The sequence below is a fragment of the Chloroflexota bacterium genome (assembly GCA_034717495.1).
Taxonomy (GTDB): domain Bacteria; phylum Chloroflexota; class Anaerolineae; order JAAEKA01; family JAAEKA01; genus JAYELL01.
This window is the reverse complement of record JAYELL010000076.1, coordinates 39,044-62,793: the sequence shown is the minus strand read 5'-3', so window position 1 is coordinate 62,793 and position 23,750 is coordinate 39,044. Positions and strand designations below refer to the sequence as shown.

At 59.1% G+C, this 23,750-nt stretch carries 13 protein-coding genes; 12 read left to right on the top strand and 1 reads right to left on the bottom strand.

Annotated elements, in window-relative coordinates; genetic code table 11:
• The first annotated feature begins 220 nt into the window (after window positions 1–220).
• From U9R25_14140 to ggt, 10 genes are all read left to right on the top strand, one after another.
• Window positions 221–2,584, top strand: a complete 2,364-nt coding sequence (locus U9R25_14140; protein ID MEA3337047.1) for a hypothetical protein — start codon at window positions 221–223, stop codon at window positions 2,582–2,584.
• Window positions 2,581–4,935, top strand: coding sequence for a hypothetical protein (locus U9R25_14135; GenBank protein MEA3337046.1), 2,355 nt, complete (start codon window positions 2,581–2,583; stop codon window positions 4,933–4,935). Before U9R25_14140 ends, U9R25_14135 begins: the two co-directional genes overlap by 4 nt.
• A 65-nt stretch (window positions 4,936–5,000) precedes the next feature.
• The gene (locus tag U9R25_14130) at window positions 5,001–7,274 is read left to right on the top strand and encodes a 6-pyruvoyl-tetrahydropterin synthase-related protein (protein MEA3337045.1); all 2,274 of its coding nucleotides are present in this window, start codon (window positions 5,001–5,003) and stop codon (window positions 7,272–7,274) included.
• Entirely contained in the window at window positions 7,264–9,222 is a 1,959-nt protein-coding gene (locus tag U9R25_14125; protein ID MEA3337044.1) for a glycosyltransferase family 39 protein, read from the top strand. The genes U9R25_14130 and U9R25_14125 overlap by 11 nt, the downstream gene beginning before the upstream one ends.
• Before the next feature lie 111 nt (window positions 9,223–9,333).
• Complete coding sequence (locus U9R25_14120; protein MEA3337043.1) at window positions 9,334–12,174, top strand: interleukin-like EMT inducer domain-containing protein; 2,841 nt, start codon at window positions 9,334–9,336, stop codon at window positions 12,172–12,174.
• The gene (locus tag U9R25_14115; GenBank protein ID MEA3337042.1) at window positions 12,174–14,717 is read left to right on the top strand and encodes a DUF2723 domain-containing protein; all 2,544 of its coding nucleotides are present in this window, start codon (window positions 12,174–12,176) and stop codon (window positions 14,715–14,717) included. The genes U9R25_14120 and U9R25_14115 overlap by 1 nt, the downstream gene beginning before the upstream one ends.
• 8 nt (window positions 14,718–14,725) lie before the next feature.
• Window positions 14,726–16,015 (top strand): gephyrin-like molybdotransferase Glp, encoded by a 1,290-nt coding sequence (glp, locus tag U9R25_14110; protein ID MEA3337041.1) that lies wholly within the window; start codon window positions 14,726–14,728, stop codon window positions 16,013–16,015.
• Between the two features lie 5 nt (window positions 16,016–16,020).
• Entirely contained in the window at window positions 16,021–17,991 is a 1,971-nt protein-coding gene (locus U9R25_14105) for a molybdopterin biosynthesis protein (protein ID MEA3337040.1), read from the top strand.
• A gap of 43 nt (window positions 17,992–18,034) precedes the next feature.
• Entirely contained in the window at window positions 18,035–19,405 is a 1,371-nt protein-coding gene (locus U9R25_14100; GenBank protein MEA3337039.1) for a M28 family metallopeptidase, read from the top strand.
• 20 nt (window positions 19,406–19,425) lie between these two features.
• A complete protein-coding gene (gene ggt, locus U9R25_14095) occupies window positions 19,426–21,051 on the top strand; it encodes a gamma-glutamyltransferase (GenBank protein MEA3337038.1) in 1,626 nt (541 codons plus the stop codon).
• 33 nt (window positions 21,052–21,084) lie between these two features.
• Here the strand turns inward: ggt and U9R25_14090 are convergent, their stop codons facing one another.
• Window positions 21,085–22,419, bottom strand: coding sequence for an MFS transporter (locus U9R25_14090; protein MEA3337037.1), 1,335 nt, complete (start codon window positions 22,417–22,419; stop codon window positions 21,085–21,087).
• Window positions 22,420–22,648: 229 nt separating this feature from the next.
• Here U9R25_14090 and U9R25_14085 point away from each other — a divergent pair, with 229 nt between their 5' ends.
• Window positions 22,649–23,290 carry a metalloregulator ArsR/SmtB family transcription factor gene (locus U9R25_14085; GenBank protein ID MEA3337036.1) on the top strand — a complete coding sequence of 214 codons (642 nt, stop codon included), beginning with the start codon at window positions 22,649–22,651 and terminating at the stop codon, window positions 23,288–23,290.
• Between the two features lie 6 nt (window positions 23,291–23,296).
• On the top strand, window positions 23,297–23,737 hold the full coding sequence (locus U9R25_14080) for an NAD(P)-dependent oxidoreductase (GenBank protein ID MEA3337035.1): 441 nt from the start codon (window positions 23,297–23,299) through the stop codon (window positions 23,735–23,737).
• Window positions 23,738–23,750 lie beyond the last annotated feature (13 nt).

Genomic DNA, 23,750 nt, shown 5'->3' with positions numbered 1-23,750 from the left:
TGGACTCCTGTGAATCGATTTTCAGAAACGGGGGAGGTGCCCCGGAGGGGGCACGCCTACATCCCTTCCGCTTCAATTTACCATGGCGATATGAAACGAAGATGAACAAAATGACAAGGAACCATGACAGAAGTTTCATATATTGCCGTTGTTTGGTTCAAAAGCGTTCCTGTGATAGACTAACGGGATTGACACGGGGTTAGCCCCATCTTTCACGACGATGAACGATCAAAAGACGGAAAGCCCGCCAGGCCAGACATCGACGGCGAGACCAGCAGTGACTCTGTTGCTGGCGACGGCGATGGCAATCACCGCCTTTCTGGCTTTCGTCTACCTGTTGACCAACAGCGGGATCCCCCACAACCCCGACGAGTGGTTCTTCCTGAAGGGCACTCAAGCCGCACTGGACGGCGATCTGGGCAGTGTTCAACGCCACGGATGGCTCTATTCAGTGCTTTTATCCCCATTCTACGCGCTTTCAGCGCTTATCCCGCGACTCGGCAGCTTTCAATCGTCGGTGCTGTTAACCATGCTGGTCACGGCGTTGACGGCTGGCCTGTTATACCTCCTTCTGACGGATTTGGGCGCTTCCCCGGCGTTGGGCGCTGTAAGCAGCCTGGCGTATGGCCTGGGCACGCTGGCATGGCCCTACAGCCATTATCTCTTCCGGGAACCGCTGGCGGCCTTTTTATTACTGTTCAGCTTTTTTGCCTCGGCTCGCTTCTACCGTGGGGGTCACCCGGCGATTCTGATCCTGGGGCTGGTCTCCTTTTTTGCCAGTATTGCCGTCAAGGGTACGTTGCTGGCGTTTCTTCCCTTCTGGGCCGGTCTGACCCTGGTAGTGCTATTGAGTCGCTACGGTCATAGCCATCCCTCCTCGCGGTTGACGAATGTCAACCGCTGGCTGCGACAGATCGACCAGGTGCCGGCAGGTTGGCTCTGGTTCATTCTGTTTGTGGTCGTGTGGATGTTGATGGCTGCCGTGGTAGTGGCTGCTGCCGTGGTGGGTGAAAGCGCCCCCGATGTGTTGCAGCGCGGACCAAACCTGGTGAACTTCATAGCGCTTTGGGTCAGTCCCGGGTGGGGGCTGTTGCCATTTGCGCCTGTTCTGCTAATCGCATTTTTTGGCGCGCCTTCCTTCATGCGTCGCCATCCTGTGCTGACTTTCGCTGCCATCGGTGGCAGCCTGTTGTATGTCTTAGCAGCCAGCGGCAGCCGGTTCTGGTGGGGCTATTGGGGATACGGGCCACGCCAGTTGCTGCCGTTGATTCCCTTGCTGTGCCTGCCGATGCCGGACGGTCTGCGTTGGCTTCACAAACGTCTGGGCGCCGCAGGAAAGGCTATTGCCGTGGCACTGATTGCGCTGAGTATCGCAATTCAAGCGGTCGGCGTCGTCGTGCCGTTCAGCGAATATGCACGCGAGGTCCTGCTTCCTGCCAATATCGCGGGGCCAGACGTGGCATGGAACCTGCGTATGTGGCCACCGCTGGCCATGCTGCGTTTCGCCCGTCCGGAAATCCTTGACCCGGCCTGGATCGTGGATCGCACCGGTGGGTCGGTGCGCATCGACTGGAGGGCCCTGCTGCCTGCCCTGGCTGGCTCTGTATTGAGCCTGCTGTGGCTGATCTCTGTGGTGAGATCGAAACGACAGCGCCGCGCAGGTGCTCTCCTGGTTTCGGGAATGCTTGTTCTTGCCTGGTTTCCCGTCGCAGTCCTGGCAGCGCAGGCCAGCTATCTTGATGAGCGCTACCAACCGGATATGGGCTTTGCCAGCGCTGCCGAGAGGGTTCGACAGGAAGGCCAGCCGGGTGATCTGTTGATAACCGATCTCTGGACCGACAACCTGAGCGGTCCGGTGGTCGGCATGTTGAACTACTGTCGGGCGGGGTGTCCGCCGCGCCTGGATCTCACCCGGGAGACACTGACCGACCGGGAGACCGATTGGCAGAACGAACACCTCTCCGATCTGGATGGATATTCCCGGGCCTGGCTGGTACTTGAACGGGTGCCCGAGGGGGATCCCAACAGCATTGTCGAACAATGGTTGGGCACCGTTGGTTTTCCCGAAGGCTGTGAATGGACGGGTCCCCAGGTACGTCTTTGCAGATTCAACCTGCAACCGGGCGACCTCCTGGAGACTGGTGTTCAGGACATCGTCTTCGAGGGCCAGGTTACTCTCGATCAGGCAGTCATCCGCCATGTGAGCCAACAGCCGGCTGCCTATGCCGTTGCACCGGGTGACACGATGCAGGTGGAGCTGGTCTGGCGGGCCCAGGAAACAATCCCGGAGGACCTGGTCGTTTCTCTGCAAGTGCTCGGGCCGGCTGATGAGCTGATCGCCGGGATCGATCGCCGGCCCGGCGGTGGTTTCCGTCCACTGCCGACCTGGGAGCCGGGTGAGCGGGTGCTGGATCGCTTCAGTATCACCCTGCCGGAGGACCTGCCATTCGGCACGTTCAAACTGGCCGTTCTGCTCTACGATCCCGAAAATGGTCGAAGGTTGCCGGTTCTGATGAACGGCGAAGCTGGCAGCGATGTCGCAGTGTTACGGCATTTCGAAGTGCTGCCACGCGAGACGCCATGACCTCCCGGGGAACGCCTGACGCGCCGAAGAGAGACCGACGGGCCGCAAGGTTGACGCAATGGCTGTTGCCGGTTCTGGTTCTTCTTCTGTTGATCCCCGCCTTTCGCCCACTTTGGCAGCCGGGACTGCAACAGATGGACGACGGTATGCACCATCTGTTTCGCCTTTTCAACCTGGACCTGGCGTTGCGATCGGGAAACATGGGTGCCCGCTGGCTGGCCGATGAGGGATTCGCCTACGGGTTTCCCGTCCTCAACTTCTATGCCCCGCTGAGTTACTATGCAGGCCTGCTCTTCCACTATCTCGGCGCCGGGTTTGTGACCACCCTTGAGTTATCCCTGGCCATCGGCCTGGTGTTGGCGGCCCTGGCCATGTTTCTGTTCGCCCGGGAATTTCTCGGGACGATCGGGGGCGCCATCGCTGCGGTAGCTTACACCTGGGCACCCTACCACCTGGCGGATGCCTGGACGCGCGGTGCGTTGGCTGAGCATCTGGCCTTTGTCTGGTTTCCGCTGCTGCTGCTGGCGATTCTGCGCATTGCCCGCGCGGATGGCGGGAAGAAACTTGTGCCGGTCCTATGGGGAAGCCTTTCCCTGGCAGGATTGGCCTTGACCCACAATCTCAGCCTGATTCTCATCGCGCCTGTATTGATTTCATGGACGCTGTTTCTCCTGTTTGTCGAGGGCAGCGATCGCACCGGCCGCTGGCACACGCTGGGAGCTGTCTTTGTCATGGCCCTCCTGGGTGCCCTGATGAGCGCCATGTTCTGGTTGCCCGCCATCCTGGAATCGCCGGCCATCTGGGCTGGCAACGTCGAGCTCGATTTCGAACAGTGGGCGAAAACTCTGGTCCGGCCCCCACTGTTGATCGACCAATCCTGGATTCATCGCTACACCGTGTCACAGGGCGTTCAGACGCTGCATTCCCTGGGTCTGGCACAACTTGTGGCTGCGCTCTCAGGTCTGGCCGTGGGCATTTGGCGATGGCGACATCTGGATCGCACCGTTCGCCTGGCATTGCCCTTGTTTGCGGTGGTGGCGGTGCTCGCTCTCTTCATGCAGTCCAGCCTGTCGCGGCCGGTCTGGCAGCATGTGCCTGGCCTGATTCTGCTGCAATTTCCCTGGCGTTGGCAGGCCATCGCGGCTCTTGCGCTGGCCGTGGTGACTGGTTATGCCGGGTTCGCACCCGGCGTGCCCGCGTCGTGCCGGGCCAAAACAGATAGATCACGGGGCAAGAGCCCAGAATCCCGCCCGGGGACAGGTCTTCTGGCTGGCGCCATTCTGGTAACGGCAATCGGTCTGTTACTCATCTCCGCTGCACTGCCGGCGATACCCTGGGAGTCTTCTACCTATCCTGCGTCGCGGGAACCGGTAACCAACCAAAATGTCAGCCGCCGAACTATGGCCAAGTATGATTTCGGCCGTGGACTCTGGCTGAGGGAGCATGGAAGCGCCTGGATGTTCGAATACATGCCGGCATGGGTGACTGTGCCACGCTCCGAGTTCTTTCTTTCGGCCGGCCCCAGCGAAAAACGCCAACCGCCGCTTGATGTCCAGGTGATTCCGGGCCGGCAAGCGCCCATGGAGCAACGATTTGTGGTATCGGCCGGCCAGCCGTGGACCATGCAGCTGCATCAGTTCTATTTCCCCGGCTGGCAGGTATTGCTGGACGGGGAAAGCATTCTCGCTGAGCCAGCCGGCCCTCTGGCTTTGGTCAGTGTCTCGTTGCCCGCCGGCGACCACGAGCTGGTCTTTCGCTTTGGCACAACCCCGCTGCGTAGCCTGGGGTGGGTGTTGACTGCGATCGGCTGGGGCCTGTGGTTGGCCGGTGTTCTCTGGATGCGTCGCTGGCGATGGGTACTTGGCCTGCTCATCCTCTTTCTGGTGTACGGTGGTTTAGTGCTGGCGCAGCGGCAACAGGAACCAGCCGGCGTGGTGCCAGTGCCTCAGAATGTCAACTTTGGCGATGAAGCCCGGCTTATCGGCTACCATGCACCGCCCGAAAAATTGCAATCGGACGGTGATGGCGCTGTGACCCTGACCTGGCTGGCCTTGCAGCGTCCTGCCGCCGACTACAAGGTATTCGTACATTTGTTGGATGCAAGTGGCAAGCTCTGGGCACAACACGACGGCGAGCCAGGTTATTTCTTCTCGCCGACAACGCGTTGGCAGCAGGGAGAGGTGGTGATCGACATCCACGAGCTGGAATGGCTGGGCCAGCCGCCGCCAGGACGCTATCAGCTACGTGCTGGCCTTTACGATCCGGTGACGGGCAACCGGCTTAAGATACTTGGTCCCGATGGCGTTCCAACGGACGACCAGGTTCTCCTGGTTGAGTTCGACCTCGAATAGAATACATAATGTGACTGGTCGAACGGTTTCCGGTCGGGTATAATGTTGATCCCATGAGTGCTACGATGTCGACCCGGCAGTCCAGAGGAATCCAGCGCTGGCTCGAGGACAATGCGACGCTGGCCTACGGGGCACTGTTGCTTCTGTTGCTGATTCCTGCCTTGTTGCCACTGCTGGGATCAGGTTTTTTTGCTTCGGATGACGGTCGTTTTCACGTTTACCGCACGGCCGCGCTGGCAGATGCCTGGCGACATGGGATCATCCTTCCCCGGCTATTTCCCGATTTCGGCTTCGGCTATGGGCAGGCAGTTTTAAACTACTATTCTCCCCTGAGCTATTTTCCGGGGGCATTGCTTTCACTGCTGGGAGTCTCTCCGGTCGCCGCGGCCAGGCTTACGATCGCATCGAGCTTTGTCCTGGCGGCCCTGGCAGCTTTCGCCTATCTGCGGTATCTGCTGAAGGCCGGCAGCAAACGTTTTGGCAATTGGCCCGCCCGAAATGCTGCCGCCGGTGTTCTGGCTGCCGTGGTATACACCTACGCTCCTTATCACCTGGCTGACGCTTATCTTCGCGGCGCGTTGCCTGAACTTGCCGCATTTATTTTTCCACCTTTGATCCTTTGGGCATACACCGCGGCCTTTCTGGAGGATAACCCATGGCCCGCCATGCTTTGGGGAACACTGGCATGGGCGGGATTGGTGCTGACCCACAATCTGACTGCCCTCATGATGGCTTTGGTGGCTGGCGTGCACCTTCTGGCCATGGCAGGTTGGTCGGGACGATGGCGGCGACTGCCCGGCACCGCGCTCTCGCTGGCCCTGGCGATCGGCATCACCGCCGTCTACTGGCTGCCGGTGCTGGTGGAGAATTCGTCGGTGGGGCTGGGGCTGGGAGCTTCCGAGGGCTACCGAAATCACTTTTTGACGGTTGTCGACCTGCTGCGCCCCGCTCTGGCCTATTTTCGTGGCGCAACCGACACCCTGGGCCGGCTGTATCCGCTCAGCTGGTTCGCGGTGGCACTGCTTGTGACCGGTCTGGGTTTGTTGCTGTTGCGCGCGGTGCAGCGAAGGCTGCCGGGAATCTGGCCATCCACTGCCTTTCATGTTGGGCTGACAGCCTTTGCCATGTTCATGACCACCGGTGCAGCTCTCGTGATCTGGAATCCATTGACACCGGTTCTGGGGCATTTGCAATACCCATGGCGCTTTCTGCTTCTGGAGGCAGTGGGTTTGATGGGAATCGCAGGAGCATTGCCAGCACTTCTACCCAAGGTGCGCCCTGTCATCATCGTCGCCATCATGGCGCCGATTGCCATTCTGGTTTCCACCGCGGGCCTTCAACTGGAACCACTATCGATGAGCGCAGCCGACGTTTGGTTTCCGGATCGCATGTGGCGCGAGGATGCTGATGCCGGTCAGGTTGGCGCCACGTGGACAGGGGAGTTTTTACCCGTCGGTGTGACCGAGCAGCGCTGGGCCCTGGGCCGGTCGCTGGAAGGCGGGGCGGATGGCCCGGCTTTGCAGCCCGCGCCCACCATTGATCTGACGGAATTGTCCTACGACAGCCTTACTGCCCTGGTTTCCACGCCGGGACCCATGAAACTGCGCCTGCACCAGTTCTATCAACCCGGCTGGCAAGCTTCGATTGGCGGCAAGCCGGTACCGCTTGCTGCCACGGGCGAACTGGGGCTGGTGACACTCGATCTGCCAGCCGGCAACCATCAGGTCCATGTTTCCTACGGCGGCACACCGGCTCGAAAAGCCGGTCTTGTCGTAACGCTGCTGTCCGTGGTTGCCTGGGCGGCTCTGGTGTGGTGGCAGGCCCGTTCCCGACGAGGGCTGTTGGTTACCAGTGTTCTGGTGGGCCTGGCAGCCCTGATTTTGACACTGAACAGCCAGGGAATCGGCCGCAAGACCTGGACTCCGAAACCGGTGCAGGCGACTCTGGAGGATGTTGCCACGTTGATTGCTGCGGATGCAGAATCGATGCCTGACCTGGGTGTGGCAGAAGTGACCCTCTACTGGCTGGCTTTGCGGGAGACTACCGTCGATTACACAGCCTTCGTCCATCTGCTTGGGCAGCATGGCGAGGTGATCGCGCAAGACGACGGGAGTCCTGTCGGTGGTTTCACACCAACGACCCGCTGGCGCCAGGGTGAGATCATTGTCGACCGGCACGTCATTCCATTGCCCGCCGATCTGCCGCCGGGAACCTACGGCCTCCGGGCGGGGATGTATCAACCGGAAACCTTGCGCAACCTGACGACCGACCCTGCCACGTCTGACAATCGGGTTGATCTGGGAAGCATTGAATGGTTGTTAATGACCAATGACCAATAATCAATTGTCAATTCTCAATGATCAGCGGTCGCCGAAGCACGTTTTTTTCATCATCCTGCTGATATACCTGATCCTGGCCGTGGCCTATTCGGTGGTTGTGCCATTGGCTGAGGCTCCCGACGAGGCGGATCATTACGCGTATCTGCGCTACATCGGAGTGAATCGCGGTTTGGCGGAGGGCCCCACGGTAACCCAGAGCAAGCACCCGCCGCTCTACCACGCGATCGCAGGCGGACTCACCGGCTGGACCGGGTTGGATTTTGATTTCCTGCGTTCAAATCCTGACGCCGTGCCGCTGGGGCCGGATAAGCCCCCTAATTTTTTCGTCCACACTACGCTGGAGGATTTTCCGTGGCAGAGAGGGCCACTGGCCATGCACCTGGCGCGGGGACTCTCGATTGTTTTTGGCGCAGTAACTCTCTGGGCCACCTGGGCCCTGGGGCGGGAGGTGTTCCCCGAACGAGAGGCAATCGGGTTGTTGGCCGCGGCATTTCTGGCTGGACTGCCGGGATTCCTATTTATCAGCAGCGCCATCAACAATGACAACGCCGCCGGCGCCTTTGCAGCGCTGGCAATGCTTTTGTCGGCGCAAACGGTGCGCCGGGGGCTATCGACCAGGCGCAGCCTTTTACTGGGCATCGTTTTAGGATTGGGGGCCCTCTCCAAGGTCGGAACGCTGGCTATCTGGCCACTGGCAGGCCTGGCGATTCTGGCAACCTGGTGGCTCGAAAGGTCCCGATCGTCGTGGAAGGCGCTGCTGGGACATTTGCTGTTGGTCTTCGGGCTGGGCGCGTTGCTCGCGTCTCCCTGGTACTTGCGCAATTGGCGTCTCTACGGGGATCCTTTCGGGTGGGAGTTGGTGCGCATGACTATCGACCAACGACTGGCACCGCTGGCTCCTGGAGACATACGCTGGTTGTTGTGGGGACTCCACCGCACCTTCTGGGGTCGCTTCGGGGGAGCTGGACAGATCCAGCTGCCAGCCTGGGCCTATGCGGCGGCAGCCTTTTTTGGAGCAGCCCTGCTGGTTGGGATCGTGCGGTATCTGGAGCAGATGGTAAAAGGGGGATCAGCAGATCAACGAATTGGCGAAGCGGAGGGTCGCAAAGATGGAGAAAGGGGGGATAGCGGGGTCAGCGATGCAGGGGCCGCGGAAATGCCATCGAGCGGCGCATACGACCGATCTGAGCTGATTTCCCGGAAGCGACAATTGGGATTGTTGATTCTTCTGGCTGCTGCACCGGCGTTGATATTTGTCACTCTGGTGCGTTACAGCGCTATAGCCCTTGGCACCGATCAGGCTCGCCTGCTCTGGCCCGCGCTTTCAGCCATCGCCGTCTGGGTTGGCGTGGGCGTGGTGGGCCTGCTGGATTGGGTCTATGGCGGTGAGGATCAGGCAGGTGCCTGGCGGGTTGGTGACCTCAAACTCGTCGGCGTATTCACCCTGTTCATGGCTCTCTTTGGCCTGGCGGCACTGTTGGGTGTGATCAGACCTGCTTTTGCTGCACCACAACCTCTCTCGTCCCATCAGGCACCGGTGCGACAACCCCTGGCCTTGTTTGGAGGAACATTCGAACTGGTGGATACCCAGTTGCCTGGCGAGCCGATCGAGGCCGGGCAACCGGCTGCGGTCCGACTTGTCTGGCAGGCCACTTCTGCTATCTCCGCTGATCTGCGCCCATCGGTGCGATTAGTTCACAGCGATGGCTGGCTGGCCGCCGAGTGGACTCACGCGCCGGCCGACGGCCGTTATAGCACCGATCATTGGCAACCGGACGAACCGATCGCCGACGATTACCTTTTGGTGCCCGAGCCGGGGGGATCAGGCGACTATCAAGTGGAAGTCAGCGTTCGGCCATTTGCAGGACCATGGCTTCCTGAAGCCTCCGGTTCCACCGGCTTCGAGGATCGTCCAGCCTTCGTGATTGGCAGCATAGAATACCGGTGAGTTGCGCAAGATGGTCCCGTTGACATCGCTTTGCCGCCGACAGTTGCTCATTGGTACTGCCTATGGTAACATTGTCTCACTGTTGACAGGCTAACGAGGCAAAAAAACGCTATGCGATTCACGCACCTTTTGGTGCTCTTTCTTTTGTTGGTGCTGGCCATTGGTCTTAGCTTTCCATTGGTCACCCAACTTACCACCCATGTGCCGGGGACCGATACCTGGGCCTTCGACGAGTATACGTTCCTTTGGAGCATGTGGTATTTCAAGTTCTCCCTTATCGATCAGATTTCCTCGCCTCTTCACACCGATCTGATCTTTTTCCCGCTGGGCCTTGACCTGATCCTATATACCTACAATCTGCTGGGCACCGTGCTGGCGCTGCCCCTGCAACTGGTGGCCGGGGTACCACTTGCAAGCAACTTGATCAACTTGCTTGCCACGGTACTCAGCGGCTATGGTACGTTCTTGCTGGTCCGCTACCTGCTGAGGCGTGGAATCAGCGGCGTCGATCAGCCAGCGAGTCACCAAGGCCGCGATTGGACGTTTACGCGCGATGGGGCGGCACTGATTGCCGGGTTGGTATTTGCCTTTGCCTCCAACCGGGCCATTTATCTATCGCTTGGCCATTACAATATCTACCATACCCAATGGGTGCCCTTCTTTGTCCTCTATCTCATCAAAACCCTGGATCGCGCTCGCCGGCACGATGCCATCATGGCAGGGCTATTCGGAGGGCTGGCACTGCTGACAGATATGCTCTATGGCGTGTTACTGGCAGCCATTGCCCTGCCACTGGTTTTGTTCGCCCTGTTCCGGCGTGGTTCGCGGGCTGATCCCACCGGACCTTCAACTCGCCAGCTCTTGGTCGGGGTCATTGGTATCGCCGCGGTTGCAGCGCTGGTGAGTGCAGTCTTGCTCGTTCCAACCGTGGGAGAAGGATTGAGTGGCGACTATGCGCTGGAGGGTTGGGGTGATGCGCAAAAACTAAGCAGTGATCTGGCCGGTCTGGTGACACCCACGGATCTTCACCCGTTGTGGGGCGGAGACTGGACGGCGGAACTGCGAGCAGTGGAAGCGGGAGAGGGACGGTTCAGCGATATAAACACCCTCTTTCTGGGCTATGCGACCCTGGCGCTGGCCACTATTGGCGCTCTCGCGGGGCGGCGCAAAACGCTGCCCTGGGTCATTCTGGCCTTGTTGAGCGCTTTGTTTGCCCTTGGCCCGTTGCTGCAGATCCATGGCGAGTCGTTATTTCACCTCGATGGGCTCGACACCACGGTGCCTTTGCCTTTTATCATCACCCACTATTTGCCTTTCATCAAGGGATATCGGGCCCCCAATCGTTTCAGTATCCCGCTGATGCTGGCTCTTGCCGTGCTGGCAGGTTACGGCGTATCGTGGATTGTGGGTCGTCTCCTGAGCCTGAGTTCGGGCCGCGGGGGTTCTCGTTTGCTTCTGCCTGAGATCGAAGGATCGTCGGGCCGTCGCCTGTTGGCCGTCGCCATGGTTTTGCTGGCAGGCGCCGCAATTGTGTTTGAGCACCTGGCGTGGCCAATGCCGGTGACCGACTCTCGCATCCCTGCGGTCTACCAGGAACTTGCCGGCAGCGAGGGCAACGGCACAATCATGCAGTTGCCAATGGGCTGGCGAAACGGCTTCCGGGTCTTTGGTTCAGAAGATACCCGGGTTCAGTGGTATCAGTCCGATCACAAAAGACCGATCATCAGCGGCAATGCCGTTCGCAATCCTCCTTTTAAGTTTGAGTATTTCGAACGCCAGCCGCTGCTGCAGGCAATCGCGGGCCTGGAGATGTACCAACAGCCCGACGAGATCACTGACCAGCGCGCGCGTCAAAGCGCCGATGATCTGGTCGCTCTTTGGAACGTGGACTATCTGGTAGTCAATCCGCCGGTGCCGGGTCGATATCCCTATGCCGATACCTGGCAGGCGGCCCGGGACTATGCGCTGGATGTGTTACCGGTCGATCCTGAACCGCTCTGGCAGGCCGATGGGGTCCAGGTTTTTCGGGTCAGGCAACCGTTGGTTCCCTTCCCCTTTGGTCTCGATTTCGGAACAGCCGACACCAGCGCGTACCGGGGTGTTGGCTGGAGTGCTGATGAGCAGGATATATCGGGAGCGACCGGGGTCTGGGCGATGGGGAGAGAGGCTGATCTGTACCTTCCCCTCCGGCTGGTCGAAACCCGTCCGCTGCGACTGGTCCTGCGGGTCCAGCCTTTCTCCTATCCAGACGCTGCCCCGCAGTCTTTGAATGTTCGGTTCAACGGCGTTGACCTCGGGACCCGGGCAGTCACTCCCGGTTGGCAGGAATTGGCCTTCGATGTGCCTGCCGAGGCCGCCGTCGATGGGTTGAACAGCTTGAACTTTTCTTTCATCGAAAGCGCGCAACCAGCCGATGTTTTACAGGGTCAGGGCATGATCGGCAGCAGCGGCGTTCAGAGCCCGGTGGACATCGAGATCAATAGCGGAGGCACCGCTCAGGACATTGCCTTCATCACAGTGTCGGACCCTGAGGGGGTTGAACAGGATGCTTCATCGGGTCGGCGAGGTTACAACCTGAGTGTCATCGATCCTGACTCCGGTGAACTGCTGGCCGTTCGCGGCTTCGATACCTGGGCCAACGAATTCGAAGCGGAGACGATGGCGGATTTTATTGAAGAGATAGAAGAAGGGGTGATCGTCGTAGCTGCAGTGCGAGATGACGGAAGCCGCTTCCTGACCGATCGGGCGGTCGCCGCCCTGGCGGACCTTGGCAGCCAGGTAGACCTGCGCCAGACCCCCGGCTATGGACATGGCCTGGTCGGTGTCAAGGGTGCATCTCCCGGCTCTGCGGCCGAGGCTATCGGGCCTGATGGCGCGTACCTGCGTGTCGCTGCCGATCGACGGCCTCTGTCGGTGGCCTTCGACTGGTTGCGCCTGGAGGACCCCCGGTAATGGAGGCAGAGGGGCAGATGGCATTGGAGGCCACCACAGCGGCGACAGACCTCTCCGGGGGTTCAATGGCCAGACCGCAACTCCTGGCAGTGGTCGATCTGCTAATCGCAGCGATCGCTGGCCTGATCGCCGGCACTGTGTACTGGCTGGGTTCTGCGCCTGGCCTACTCTTCGGAGATGGTGGCGAATTCCAGTTTTCGGCCTGGTTGGCCGGCCTGCCCCATCCAACGGGATATCCCCTTTACATGATCCTGGGCTGGATATGGACCCACCTCCTGGATATCCTGAATCTGGCAACACCCGCCAGGGCGATGAACCTGCTATCAGTGATCTTTGCCGCGGTGGCGGTGGGACTGACCTATCTGTTCGCCCATGGGTTGGTAGAGCTCGGTGTCCGGCAGGCACCGCCAATTGCCCAGCGAATTGCTGCTTTTCTTGCTGCCCTTGCCTTCGCCTTCACTCCCACTTTCTGGAGCAGTGCCCTGGTGACAGAGGTGTATTCGTTACACGCTGCCTTTATTGCGCTGATCTTCGGACTGGCGTTGCGCTGGCAAAAAGGGCTCGAAATCGAAAAGCACTACGCTCAGGAGGATCAGCCTGAGTTCCGAACGCACCCTTCCCTTTCCCTGATGGTTCTTGCTCTGGTTCTGGGCTTGAGTCTTGCCCACCACAGAACGACGCTGCTCCTGATACCGGTGCTCTTTGTGTTCGTCTGGCGCCAGGATGGCTATCGCGTGCGCCGTCCCCGGTGGTTGGTTCCGTTGACTGTTTTGACCCTGGCACCTCTTCTGCTCTACCTGTATGTTCCTCTGCGGGTTAAGCAAAGTCCTTATCTGTTGGTAGAGCTCAGGCCGGATCACTTCGTGGATCTGATAAATAGATCGCCCAAAGGGCTGGCAGGCTACGCACTGGGTTACAGTTTCGCCAGCCAACTCCAGGGACCGGCAACTGCTGTCTCCGATCCGTTCACACTGATCCAGCGTTTCATGGCTGAACTGACACCGGTTGGGGTTGGCCTGGCGCTCCTGGGTGTGCTCTATCTGATCATCAATCGGGAAACCCGCTTGCTGTGGCTGACGGGTGGTGGCTTCATTGCCCTGACGGCATTCAACCTTTTCTACACCATCGACGACATTGCCGCGTATTATATCCCATCCTACCTGATTGCCTCGGGATGGATTGCCGTCGCAGGCGCGTTTATTGCCGCTGAGATCGCGCAGCTCGTTGCGCGCTGGCGACCGGCCTGGGCCACCGCTGCCAGCGTTTTGACCCTGATTCCGTTGGCTGCTCTGCCCTTGCTGTTGTTCATATCCCATGCGGATCAGGTTGATCGCAGCGGGCATACCCTGCCGGAGCGTTGGTGGGCCAATCTGATCGAAGCCGATCCGCCTGCCGACTCGATTTTGGTGACCAACGACCGGGACGAGATGATGCCGCTCTGGTATCTTCAGCAGGTCGAGGGCATGCGCCCCGATCTTGCGGGCCTTTTTCCCGGTATGTTGCCCGGTGAGAACTGGGACAATGTAGGACAGGTGTTGGAGATTGCTCTGGCCAATGAGCGACCGGTATTTTTGGTCAAGCCCATGCCCGGTTTGGAGGCCAAGGCGCAATTGGGCCAGAACGACTCTGCCGGACTGACGCGGGTCGAGGGTCTAAACACCCTGCGGGGCGATGCCCAGCCGGTAGATATCGCCATCGGTGATCAGATTCGGCTGACCGGTTACGATGTGGAAACGTTACACCCCGCGCCAGGGCAGGATACCGCAGTAACCTTGTTTTGGCAGCCCGTGCAACCTATTGCGACCGATCTTTCAAGTTTCGTTCATTTGACACTTCCCGATGGTTCGAAGATCGCTCAGAGTGATAAACTGATCGGAGGCGATTACTACCCTTCAAGGTTGTGGAAACCGGGCGAAATCATTGTCGATCGCCATGTTGTTTCGTTGCCGGCAGATGCACCCCCTGGTCCATTTCGGGTGTATGCCGGCATGTATGAGTTAATGGGCGACGAGCTGCAGCCCGTTGGCGCTGCAATCCTACCCGGCAGTGTCGGCGGGCAGGCCCCCAAGTCATCCACCCTTGAATTGGCCACGTTGCCAGGGTACGCAAATTTCGATGATTCCATTCTGCTCATTGGCTATGGCGTGGATGGCAATCGTGTGAGCTCTGTCCATGGAAAGCAGGTTGTTACCGAAGAGGCACTGGTGGGAGATCTGGAGGTCAGCGTTCGCTGGCAAGCCGCAGGACCCATCGGGCAGGATTACAAGGTGTTTATCCACGTGTTGGATTCAAATGGACGCATTGTGGCTCAACAGGACGTTCAACCTTTTGACGGACAGTATCCTACCTCGGTATGGGAACAGGGGGAATTGCTCACTGATTCTTACGAAGTGCCATTGTTCTCTGAACTCAGACCGGGTCCCTATCGAATTGTTGTCGGGATCTACGATGCCCTGACGCTCAACCGGCTGCCTGCCTATGATGATGCCCGCGTGCGCTTGCCCAATGATGCTATTGAATTGGCAGAAATCGAGATCAACTGAGGACGGTTATGACCGAGCTATTCGACGTACAAACACCGGCTGAGGCCTGGCGAATATTCAGCGAAAGGTTCAGGTCTTCGGTGAAAACCGAACGACTCTCCGTGCTACTGAGCCTGGACCGCATTCTTGCGGAGGATATCTTTTCCCCTCATGATTTGCCAGCCTTTCCGCGATCCACCGTCGATGGTTTTGCTGTGGCTGCTATCGATACCTATGGGGCTACTGCCAGCTTGCCGGCCTATCTGGAGGTAGTTGGTGAAGTATCTATGGGACAGCCGCCCCAGATCTCTCTGGATGAGGGACAGGCCGTTCTTGTCCACACCGGCGGCATGATTGCCTCGGACTCCGATGCCGTGGTGATGGTCGAAGATACCCAGCGTATCCGCCAGGAGGACACCAGCGCCGGCAGCCAATCAGAGAGAGTTGACCCTGAAAGCGAGTTTCATCCCCACTCGATTGAGGTATTGAAGCCAGTAGCTGTCGGTCAGAATGTCATCCAGATCGGTGAGGATGTCCGCCAGGGCCAGCCTGTCCTGGTAAAAGGCCATCAAATCCGCCCGCAGGACATTGGGGGACTGCTCGCGTTGGGGATCACAGAGATAACGGTGGCTGTGCGGCCAACGGTTGCCATTCTCTCCCAGGGAGACGAGGTAGTGTCGCCGGACCAGGAGCCTGGGCCCGGCCAGGTTCGTGATATCAATTCCTACACCCTGGCCGCGCTGGCTCACCGTGCCGGAGGGATTCCGATTACATATTCGATTATTCCGGATGACTTTCAGGCGTTGCAGAGTGCTGCAGCGAGGGCACTGGCCGACGCAGATATCCTGGTGATGTCGGCAGGCAGTTCCGTGAGCTTTCGGGATATGACAGCCCAGGTCATCGAAGGTCTGGGGTCACCAGGAATCCTGATTCACGGAGTGAGTGTACGACCTGGTAAGCCAACGATTCTGGCTCTCGCCGCCGGCAAGCCGGTGTTCGGATTGCCGGGCAATCCGGTCAGTGCGATGGTGATTTTCGACCTGTTCGTCAACCCGGCGATCCGTAGCCTGTTGGGCGCCGATGCTGTCGTCAAAACACGGGTGACCGCTCGACTGTCCCGCAACATCGCCAGTGTTAGCGGGCGGGAGGACTACGTACAGGTGCGCCTGGAATCGCGCGCCGGTGAATTGTGGGCGATACCCGTTTTTGGCAAGAGCAATTTAATCTATACACTTATCCGGTCTGATGGCGCCGTCAAAGTTCCATTGGACAGCAATGGCATTGCTGATGGTCAATTGGTGACGGTTGAGCTACATTGAAACCTATGATGCGACGAGAGACTCCCTATCTACACGATATTGGTCTGGAAGAGGCCATCGAACACTGGTATGCCGCCTTGCTGCAGGCTGAAGCGTTGGGCACGCTTCCCAGTGAAACATTGCCCGTTGGCGATTGTGCCGGCCGGGTAACTGCAGCGCCTGTATGGGCCCGCATATCCTCTCCCCATTACCATGCGTCTGCCATGGATGGCTATGCGGTACGGGCCGAAGACACCGCTGGCGCTACCGAGACCTCTCCGCTTCGTCTTGCCCTGAACCAGCAGGCGTTTTACGTGGACACCGGTGATCCAATCCCGGCAGGGACTGACGCGGTGATCATGATCGAGGATACGCAGTTGCTGCCGGGGGAGCAAACGGCAGATCCTGACATCTCAACCCATATAGAGATCATGGCTGCCACGCCGCCCTGGCGACATGTGCGCGCCATGGGTGAGGACATCGTCGCAACCCAGCTTGTGTTACCCTCCAACCATTATCTTCGGCCCCAGGACCTGGGCGCCGCGGTTGGATGTGGGCACACCCATCTTGCGGTGCGTTGCCAGCCCCGGGTAGCGGTGATACCAACCGGCAGTGAGTTGGTGACACCCGGAGAACCTGGCTGGGAAACATCTTTGCAGCCGGGCGATATTGTTGAGTACAATTCATTGGTTCTTGGCGCCATGGCGCAGGAATGGGGCTGCCAGGTCAGTCGCCTGGCGTCCGTGCCTGACGAATTCGATCGGATACGGTCTGCAGTCGAGGTGGCCCTGTCCGATCACGATATCGTTGTAATAAACGCCGGGTCGTCAGCGGGCTCGGAGGACTTCACCGCCCGCGTAGTCGACGACCTGGGACAGGTATTGGTCCACGGCGCGGCGATTCGACCGGGACATCCCGTGGTTCTGGGGATCGCCGGGGGCAAACCGGTGATCGGGATTCCTGGGTTTCCGGTATCGGCTGCCATGACCTTCGAACTTTTTGTCAAGCCGCTGGTCTATCGGTGGCAGGGTTTGATGCCGCCCGAGCGCCCTATCGTCAGAGCATCTCTCACTCAGAAGGTCCACTCTCCTTTGGGAGAGGATGAATTCTTGCGTGTCACCGTAGGGCGGGTCGGCGATCGTCTGGTGGCAACCCCGTTGAAGCGCGGGGCAGGAGTCATTATGTCGCTGGTACGGGCCGATGGAATCGTGCAGATTCCTCGCTTCAGTGAAGGAGAACATGCAGGCAGCCAGGTTTCTGTCGAGCTGTTGCGTTCACCTGAGTCGATTCGCAATACCATCGTCTCCATCGGCAGTCACGACTTGACCCTTGACGTTCTTGCCGATCAACTTCGACGGAACCGTCCTGAGCTGACACTGGCCTCTTCAAACGTGGGCAGTTACGGAGGCCTGTTGGCGCTTCAACGGAACGAAGCGCACTTTGCCGGCTCTCATCTGCTCGACGCAGAGACAGGGGAATACAACATCAAGTTCATTCGCGAACTTCTGCCCACTCGACAGATGATTCTGTTGCGCTTCGTTGGGCGTGTTCAGGGATTGATCGTGCAACCCGAAAACCCCAAGGAGATCACCAGTCTTGCAGATCTGGCGCGCGCCGATGTGAGCTTCGTCAATCGTCAAAGGGGCGCGGGTACCCGCGTGCTATTGGACTACCAGTTGAAGCAATTGGGTATCAAACGACGGCAGATTCAGGGCTACGAACGGCCTGAATTTACACACCTGGCGGTGGCAGCTGCCGTTCAATCGGGCACCGCAGATTGTGGATTGGGAATTCGGGCAGCGGCAAGTGCCCTGCGTCTGGGCTTCGTACCACTCTTCAACGAACGCTACGACCTGGTGATTCCCGCCGAGTACTATGACAGCGAGTTGCTGGAGCCCTTAATGGCAGTGATTCGCTCCGCTGAGTTTTCCGGTACGGTAGAGGCGCTTGGCGGTTACGATACTGCCGGGATCGGAGAGGTCATAGCGGAACTATGAGAATCTATGTGACCTGTTCGGAGATCCAGGCGAGAGTGCCATCATGACTTCCATGTTTCGAAGGCTGTTAGCGGGCCTGGCCTTGGGCTTCACCGGTGGGGCATCCCTTGCGTGGTGGTTGGCCCGCTATGAGCCATTGACTCAGGCAGATTACGGTCGGCTGGGAACGAGCACCGGCGCCGAGGGGGGCCTGCCCATGCAGATTGATCCGGGCCGACTACGCAGCGATACGGTTGCCCTGTCGTCCATCAATATGCGTCGAGGGGGCACCCCGGGAGAGGCGCAGGCACGAAACTGGGTTCTGAACCGTTTCGGCGAGATCGGACTCAAGCGAGTGCATCTGAGTCCGGTGATCTACCCGCGCTGGCGACGGCGGGCCCGTTCTCAACTGAGCTTTTTTACACCCGCGCCCTACGAGCCCAATTTCATCGTGATCACAGGCTCGCCGAAAACAGCGCCCACGGGCCTGGAGCGGCCGGTGATCGACCTGGGGGGTGGTACGGAAACCGATTATGCTATTCGATCCCGGCGTGGACTTGGCGATGCCGTTCATTTGATAAGGCGAAGCGACAAGAGCCGAGAACCACGTGGTCGCCTGATCAAAAGAGCCGCCAGCCATGGTGCCGTCGCCGTGGTCTTTGCCCACCAATCGCCAAGCCCGGCCAACATGCAACTCATCGAGAATGGATCAGGTGCCGCTCTGGGTCGCATTCCTGCTTTGGCCGTGAGTTATCAGACCGGGGAATACCTGCGTAAGAAGCTGGCGAAAGGCCCGGTGCGCGCGCTGCTGCACATCAAATCGGCCTATTCGGCGGGCCTGACCGCCAATGTGATTGGTGAGATTCCGGGCAAACGGCGTGACTATGTGATCCTGGCAGCCCATTACGATGCCTGGTACAGCGGTGCTTCCGACAATGCATCTGGTCTGGCGTGTATCCTGGAACTGGCCCGGGTCTGGACAGAGAGTCGTCTGCGTCCCGATAGAACGATCCGCTTCGCCGCGTTTGCCAGCGGCGGGGAAGGCATGGTCGGTTCGCTGTCAGAGGTCATCACGCGCGCTGCTCGAGTCAAAGCGCGCTGCCGGGGCATCGTTACGCCGGACGGGGTAGGCGTTCCAGAAGGTGCCCTGCGCTTCAATGGATTTCCCAGCAGTCTGGCGAAAACAGCGGCCGACCTTGCGGAAGAGATGGGCTACAGCGAGTCCACCGGGTATCCGATCGCAGTCAGAAACTCCCTTTCATATTCCGATCATTGGCCCTATGCCCATTTGCGCTTACCCGCCTTGGCCATCGCCAAGGGGCCTGATCCCTATTGCCACACGCCCTACGATACCGCGGAGCGGCTGGATTACCAGGATATGCGTTGGGCAGCGGCCATCGCAGGTGCCATGGCCTTGCGCCTGGCACAGCGCTGAGCCTTCGAGGATTGTCTAGCATGACATTGGTATCATCGACTCGCCATGGCGCAATCGCTGCCGGCCATCCGCTGACAGTCGCCGCGGGCGCGCAGATATTAGAGCAGGGCGGCAATGCGGTTGACGCCGCTGTGGCTGCCGCGTTCGCCTCCTTCGTGGCAGAATATACTGTTTCTGCAACGGGAGGCGCCGGTTTCGCACTGATCTACGATGCCCGACGCGGTGATGGCACCCTGTACGACTTCTTCAGCGCTGCCCCCGGGTTGGGACGCAAGGAGATACCGGCGCCGGAAGAAATCGATTTTCGCAAGATCACGATTGATTATGGTGATTCCCAGCAAGACTTTTATGTCGGTCGCGGCTCCGTGGGGGTACCTGGAAACATTGCCGGCCTGTGTATGCTGTCACGTGACAAGGGCCGTCTGCCGTTAACTGTACTGCTGGAGCCTGCCATCCAGTTAGCTCGCGAGGGTGTGCAAGTGACGGAGATGCAATATTTCATCAGCCTTATGCTGGAGCCGATTTTCCTCAGCACGCCTGGCAGCGCCGCCATTTTTGGCCGCAGCAATGGCGCTGGCGGACTGTTGGAACCAGGGGAGTTGTTGCGAATGTGCGACCTGGCAGACTCCCTGGAAGCTCTGGGTAAAGAGGGGCCTCGCCTTTTCTACGAAGGTGAGATTGCCAGGGCATTGTGGCAGGATCAAGCTGAAAACGGAGGGCTTATCACTGCCAAAGATATGAGCCGCTACCGCGTTCGGCGGCGGTTGCCACTGGTAACCCATTTTCGCAATCGCACGGTACTGACCAATCCACCTCCCAGCCGCGGTGGACTCTTGATCAGTTTTTCCCTGAATCTGCTCAAGGACTTTCATTTTGAACAGAAGCATCACGGCACCATCTGCCACCTGGAATTGATCGCAGAAGTCATGCGGGTGACCAACCTGGCGCGCGGCGAAATGGAACAGTTGAATCTGCTGCCGCGGCAGCAGATTGGCAGGATGCTGGGACCGGCGACGGTGAATCGCTGGGCAGAAACATTGCGGGATATGCTGCGCCTGCCGATTCCAGAACGGCCAACAGATCAGGTTATCAATGCCCGTTCCAGCACTACCCAGATCTCCGTCATCGATCAAGATGGCCTGGCTGTCAGCATGACGACCAGTGGTGGTGAAGGCGCTGGCTATATCGTTCCAGGCACGGGCATTGTTCCCAATAACATGATGGGTGAGGAAGACCTTCATCCCCAGGGTTTCCACCAGATGATGGCTGGACGGCGTATTCCCTCCATGATGTCTCCCTCTGTGGTGTTGGAGGATGGATGGCCAGTGCTGGCGATTGGCAGCGGTGGCGCAAATCGGATTCGCAGTGCAATCCTCCAGGTCTTGATGAATGTTTTTGAATTCGATCTTGATCTTGAGCAGGCGGTGGAAGCGCCCCGCGTTCACTGGGAAGAGGGAATTCTCCAGGTCGAGGGGGGCAACGACCCCGTCGTCGTAGCCGAGTTGGCGGCGTCTGGGTACAACGTGAACATCTGGGCGAGCAAACACATGTTTTTTGGCGGCACCCACGTGGTCGCCCGCTGTCCTGACGGTCAGTACCTTGGGGTGGGGGATAGCCGGCGGGACGGCTGTGCCCAGGTTGTTTAGTGCGCCGGCGTCACCTTGCAATGAGGGGAGATTCTAGCTCGTTGGAACCGGCTTCAGTTGCCGGGGTTCCTTGACCCACCAGTGAAGCGCTACCAGTGCAACCAGGTTGAACCCGGCGCTGACGGCAAACAACCAGTCGTAGCTGATGCTGGCCAGCAAGGCCCCGAGCAATGGCGCGGCAATGCTGAACGCGCCGACGGTGGTGTTGGCCAGACCGGTATAGGTTGGCCGGCGCGAGGATGGTGCAAATTCCAGCACGACCAGAATGCTGGAAAGCATGATCCCTCCCATGGCAATGCCCAACATGAAGAACACCGCGTAGTACAACATGGCGAAGGGGGCCATCCATGCCAACAGAAAGGCAAACATGCCGAATGCAGCGCTTGACTCCAGAACAAGCTTGTTGCCCCGCCGGTCAGAGAGGAAGCCGAATACAAAGGTCCCCAGGGTTTGGCCGAGAAGCAAGGCGCCTGTGTAGAATCCAACGACGCCATCGGCTACCTCCCAGCGGGCGATAGCGGCCACAGTGACGAATCCGGTGCCCAGGCTGCCGAATACCAGTAAAGTCCTGGCCAGCAGAAAACGGCGAAACTCCTCATCCTGTTGAACGATCGCCGGCAGCTTGCCCAGATATTGGCGCGTACTCTGACGGGCGACCATGTGGGACTGAGTGGGCTCCCGGACCAGGGCGAGAAACACCCAACTCACCGTGACAAAAAAGGCGGCCAGGGTGAAGAGCAGTGCGAAATTGGTTGGAAACAAGAAGGCCGCCAGAATCCAGGCACTCAACGCTGCCCCCAGCAGACCTGTTCCGTTGCCCAGGAAGGTTGCTGTGCCAAAGTAGCGCCCTCGTTGCTCGGGGAAAAAGCAACGAGCGACCAGGTCCTGCCAGGCAGGAGCAACAGCCCCGGCGCCCAGGATATGGCCAGCATAGCCGATGAAGAACAGGGCCAATCCAAGCTGGGGATGGCTGGCACCCACCAGCGCGGCGATGGGCAACAGCCAGAGGGGCAGGCGCTCCAGAAAGAAACCCAGATTGACTACCACTGGTTTCATCAGCGGCAGACGTTCGGTGGCATTGGCGGCAAAGAGCTGCGGGAAATACCAGCCGGCCTGGGCGATAACTGCTGCCAGACCGATGGCCCACGGGCTATCGCTAAGTTTGCTGACAAAAAGGGGAATGATGGTTGCGCTGGACATGAAGCTGGCGCCGAGCCAGAAGAACACGCCGTCCAGCACATGAGTAGTGAAATTCCAGTGGTAGTTTCGCTCCATGTCGGCAGCGATCTCGCCGTCGCTGCGCTCGGGGATAGGCGTATTTGCCCGCAGTAACCACCGCATGGTCGTATGGAATTGGGTCTTGAGCATGGCGCCCATCCTTGCAGGAAAATGGGATGCGAAAAACGAGACAATGATACGCCAAAATGGCCTGCTGGTCAAAAGGAGTGCGTTGCAATAGGATAATTTGGAAACAAAAGCGTTTATTTATTATCCGAAGTTTACAAGGGCTGCAAGGGATGGTATAATTGGCGTGTTCATCGGTGGATCAAAAAAGCCTGGTCCGCCGACCAAAAAAGTGTAGCTTCGGGACCAAGCCATGCAATCCGGCCGTAAAACCCTTGCCAGTCAGTTACAACCAACCCGGCGAAAGATCTTGCTGGCCTTAAAGAAGTCAGGGGGATTAACCGCGGGCGAATTAAGTGGGTTGTTGGGGATGACTGCCATGGGCGTGCGTCGCCACCTGACTACCCTGGAGAAGGATGGTCTTGTGACATTCGACTCCCAGCAGCGAGGCATGGGCCGGCCCGCCTATGTCTATCACCTGACCGATCTGGCAGAGGAACTCTTTCCCAAAAACTACCACATTCTTGCCAATGAGCTTCTGGGCTATCTGGAAGAGGATGAGTTGGCTCGGGTATTCGAAAGACGGGCAGCGCGGCGGCTGCGAGTCGGACGAGCCCGTCTGGCAGGACTCGATTTTGAGCAAAGGATCGCCGAACTGGCTCGTTTGCTGGACGAGGATGGTTACCTGGCCGAGTGGGAGCGGGTGAACGACGATACCTACCTGCTGAGGGAGTTCAACTGCGCCGTCCACCGCGTCGCCTATCGCTACCGTCAGGCATGCGCCACCGAGATCGACTTCATTCAGGCATTGTTGCCTGAGGCTGAAGTCCAACGCGAACAACACATCATGAGCGGCGACGCTGCCTGTACCTACCGCATCAGCCGGCGCGCCTGACCTCCCATGTCGGAGATTGTTCGTCGACCGGCCGGCACCATCGCTGGCGGTCGCATCACACCACCCTTGACCGATGAGACGAAAGGCCTTGTCGGCGCGGATGAGTTGGATTTGCTCCCCGATGGGGCTATTCTGATCAACGTGGGACGAGCCGCCATTGTCGACGAAGAGGCCTTCTACAATGCCATCGTGGCCGGCAAGTTACGAGCGGCGGGCTCCGATGTGTGGTACAACTACCCCGACAGTCGGGAAAGCCGGACCAATACTCCACCTTCGCGCTTTCCATTCAACGAGTTGGACAACATGGTCATGAGCCCACACCGGGGCGCGGCTTTTGGCTCGCCCTATACGGAGCGAATGCGGATGCTTCACCTGGCGCAGCTGTTCAATGCGGCCAACCGGGGTGAGACCATTCCCAACCGGGTTGATCTGGCCCGGGGCTATTGAATCAGCTTGTCTA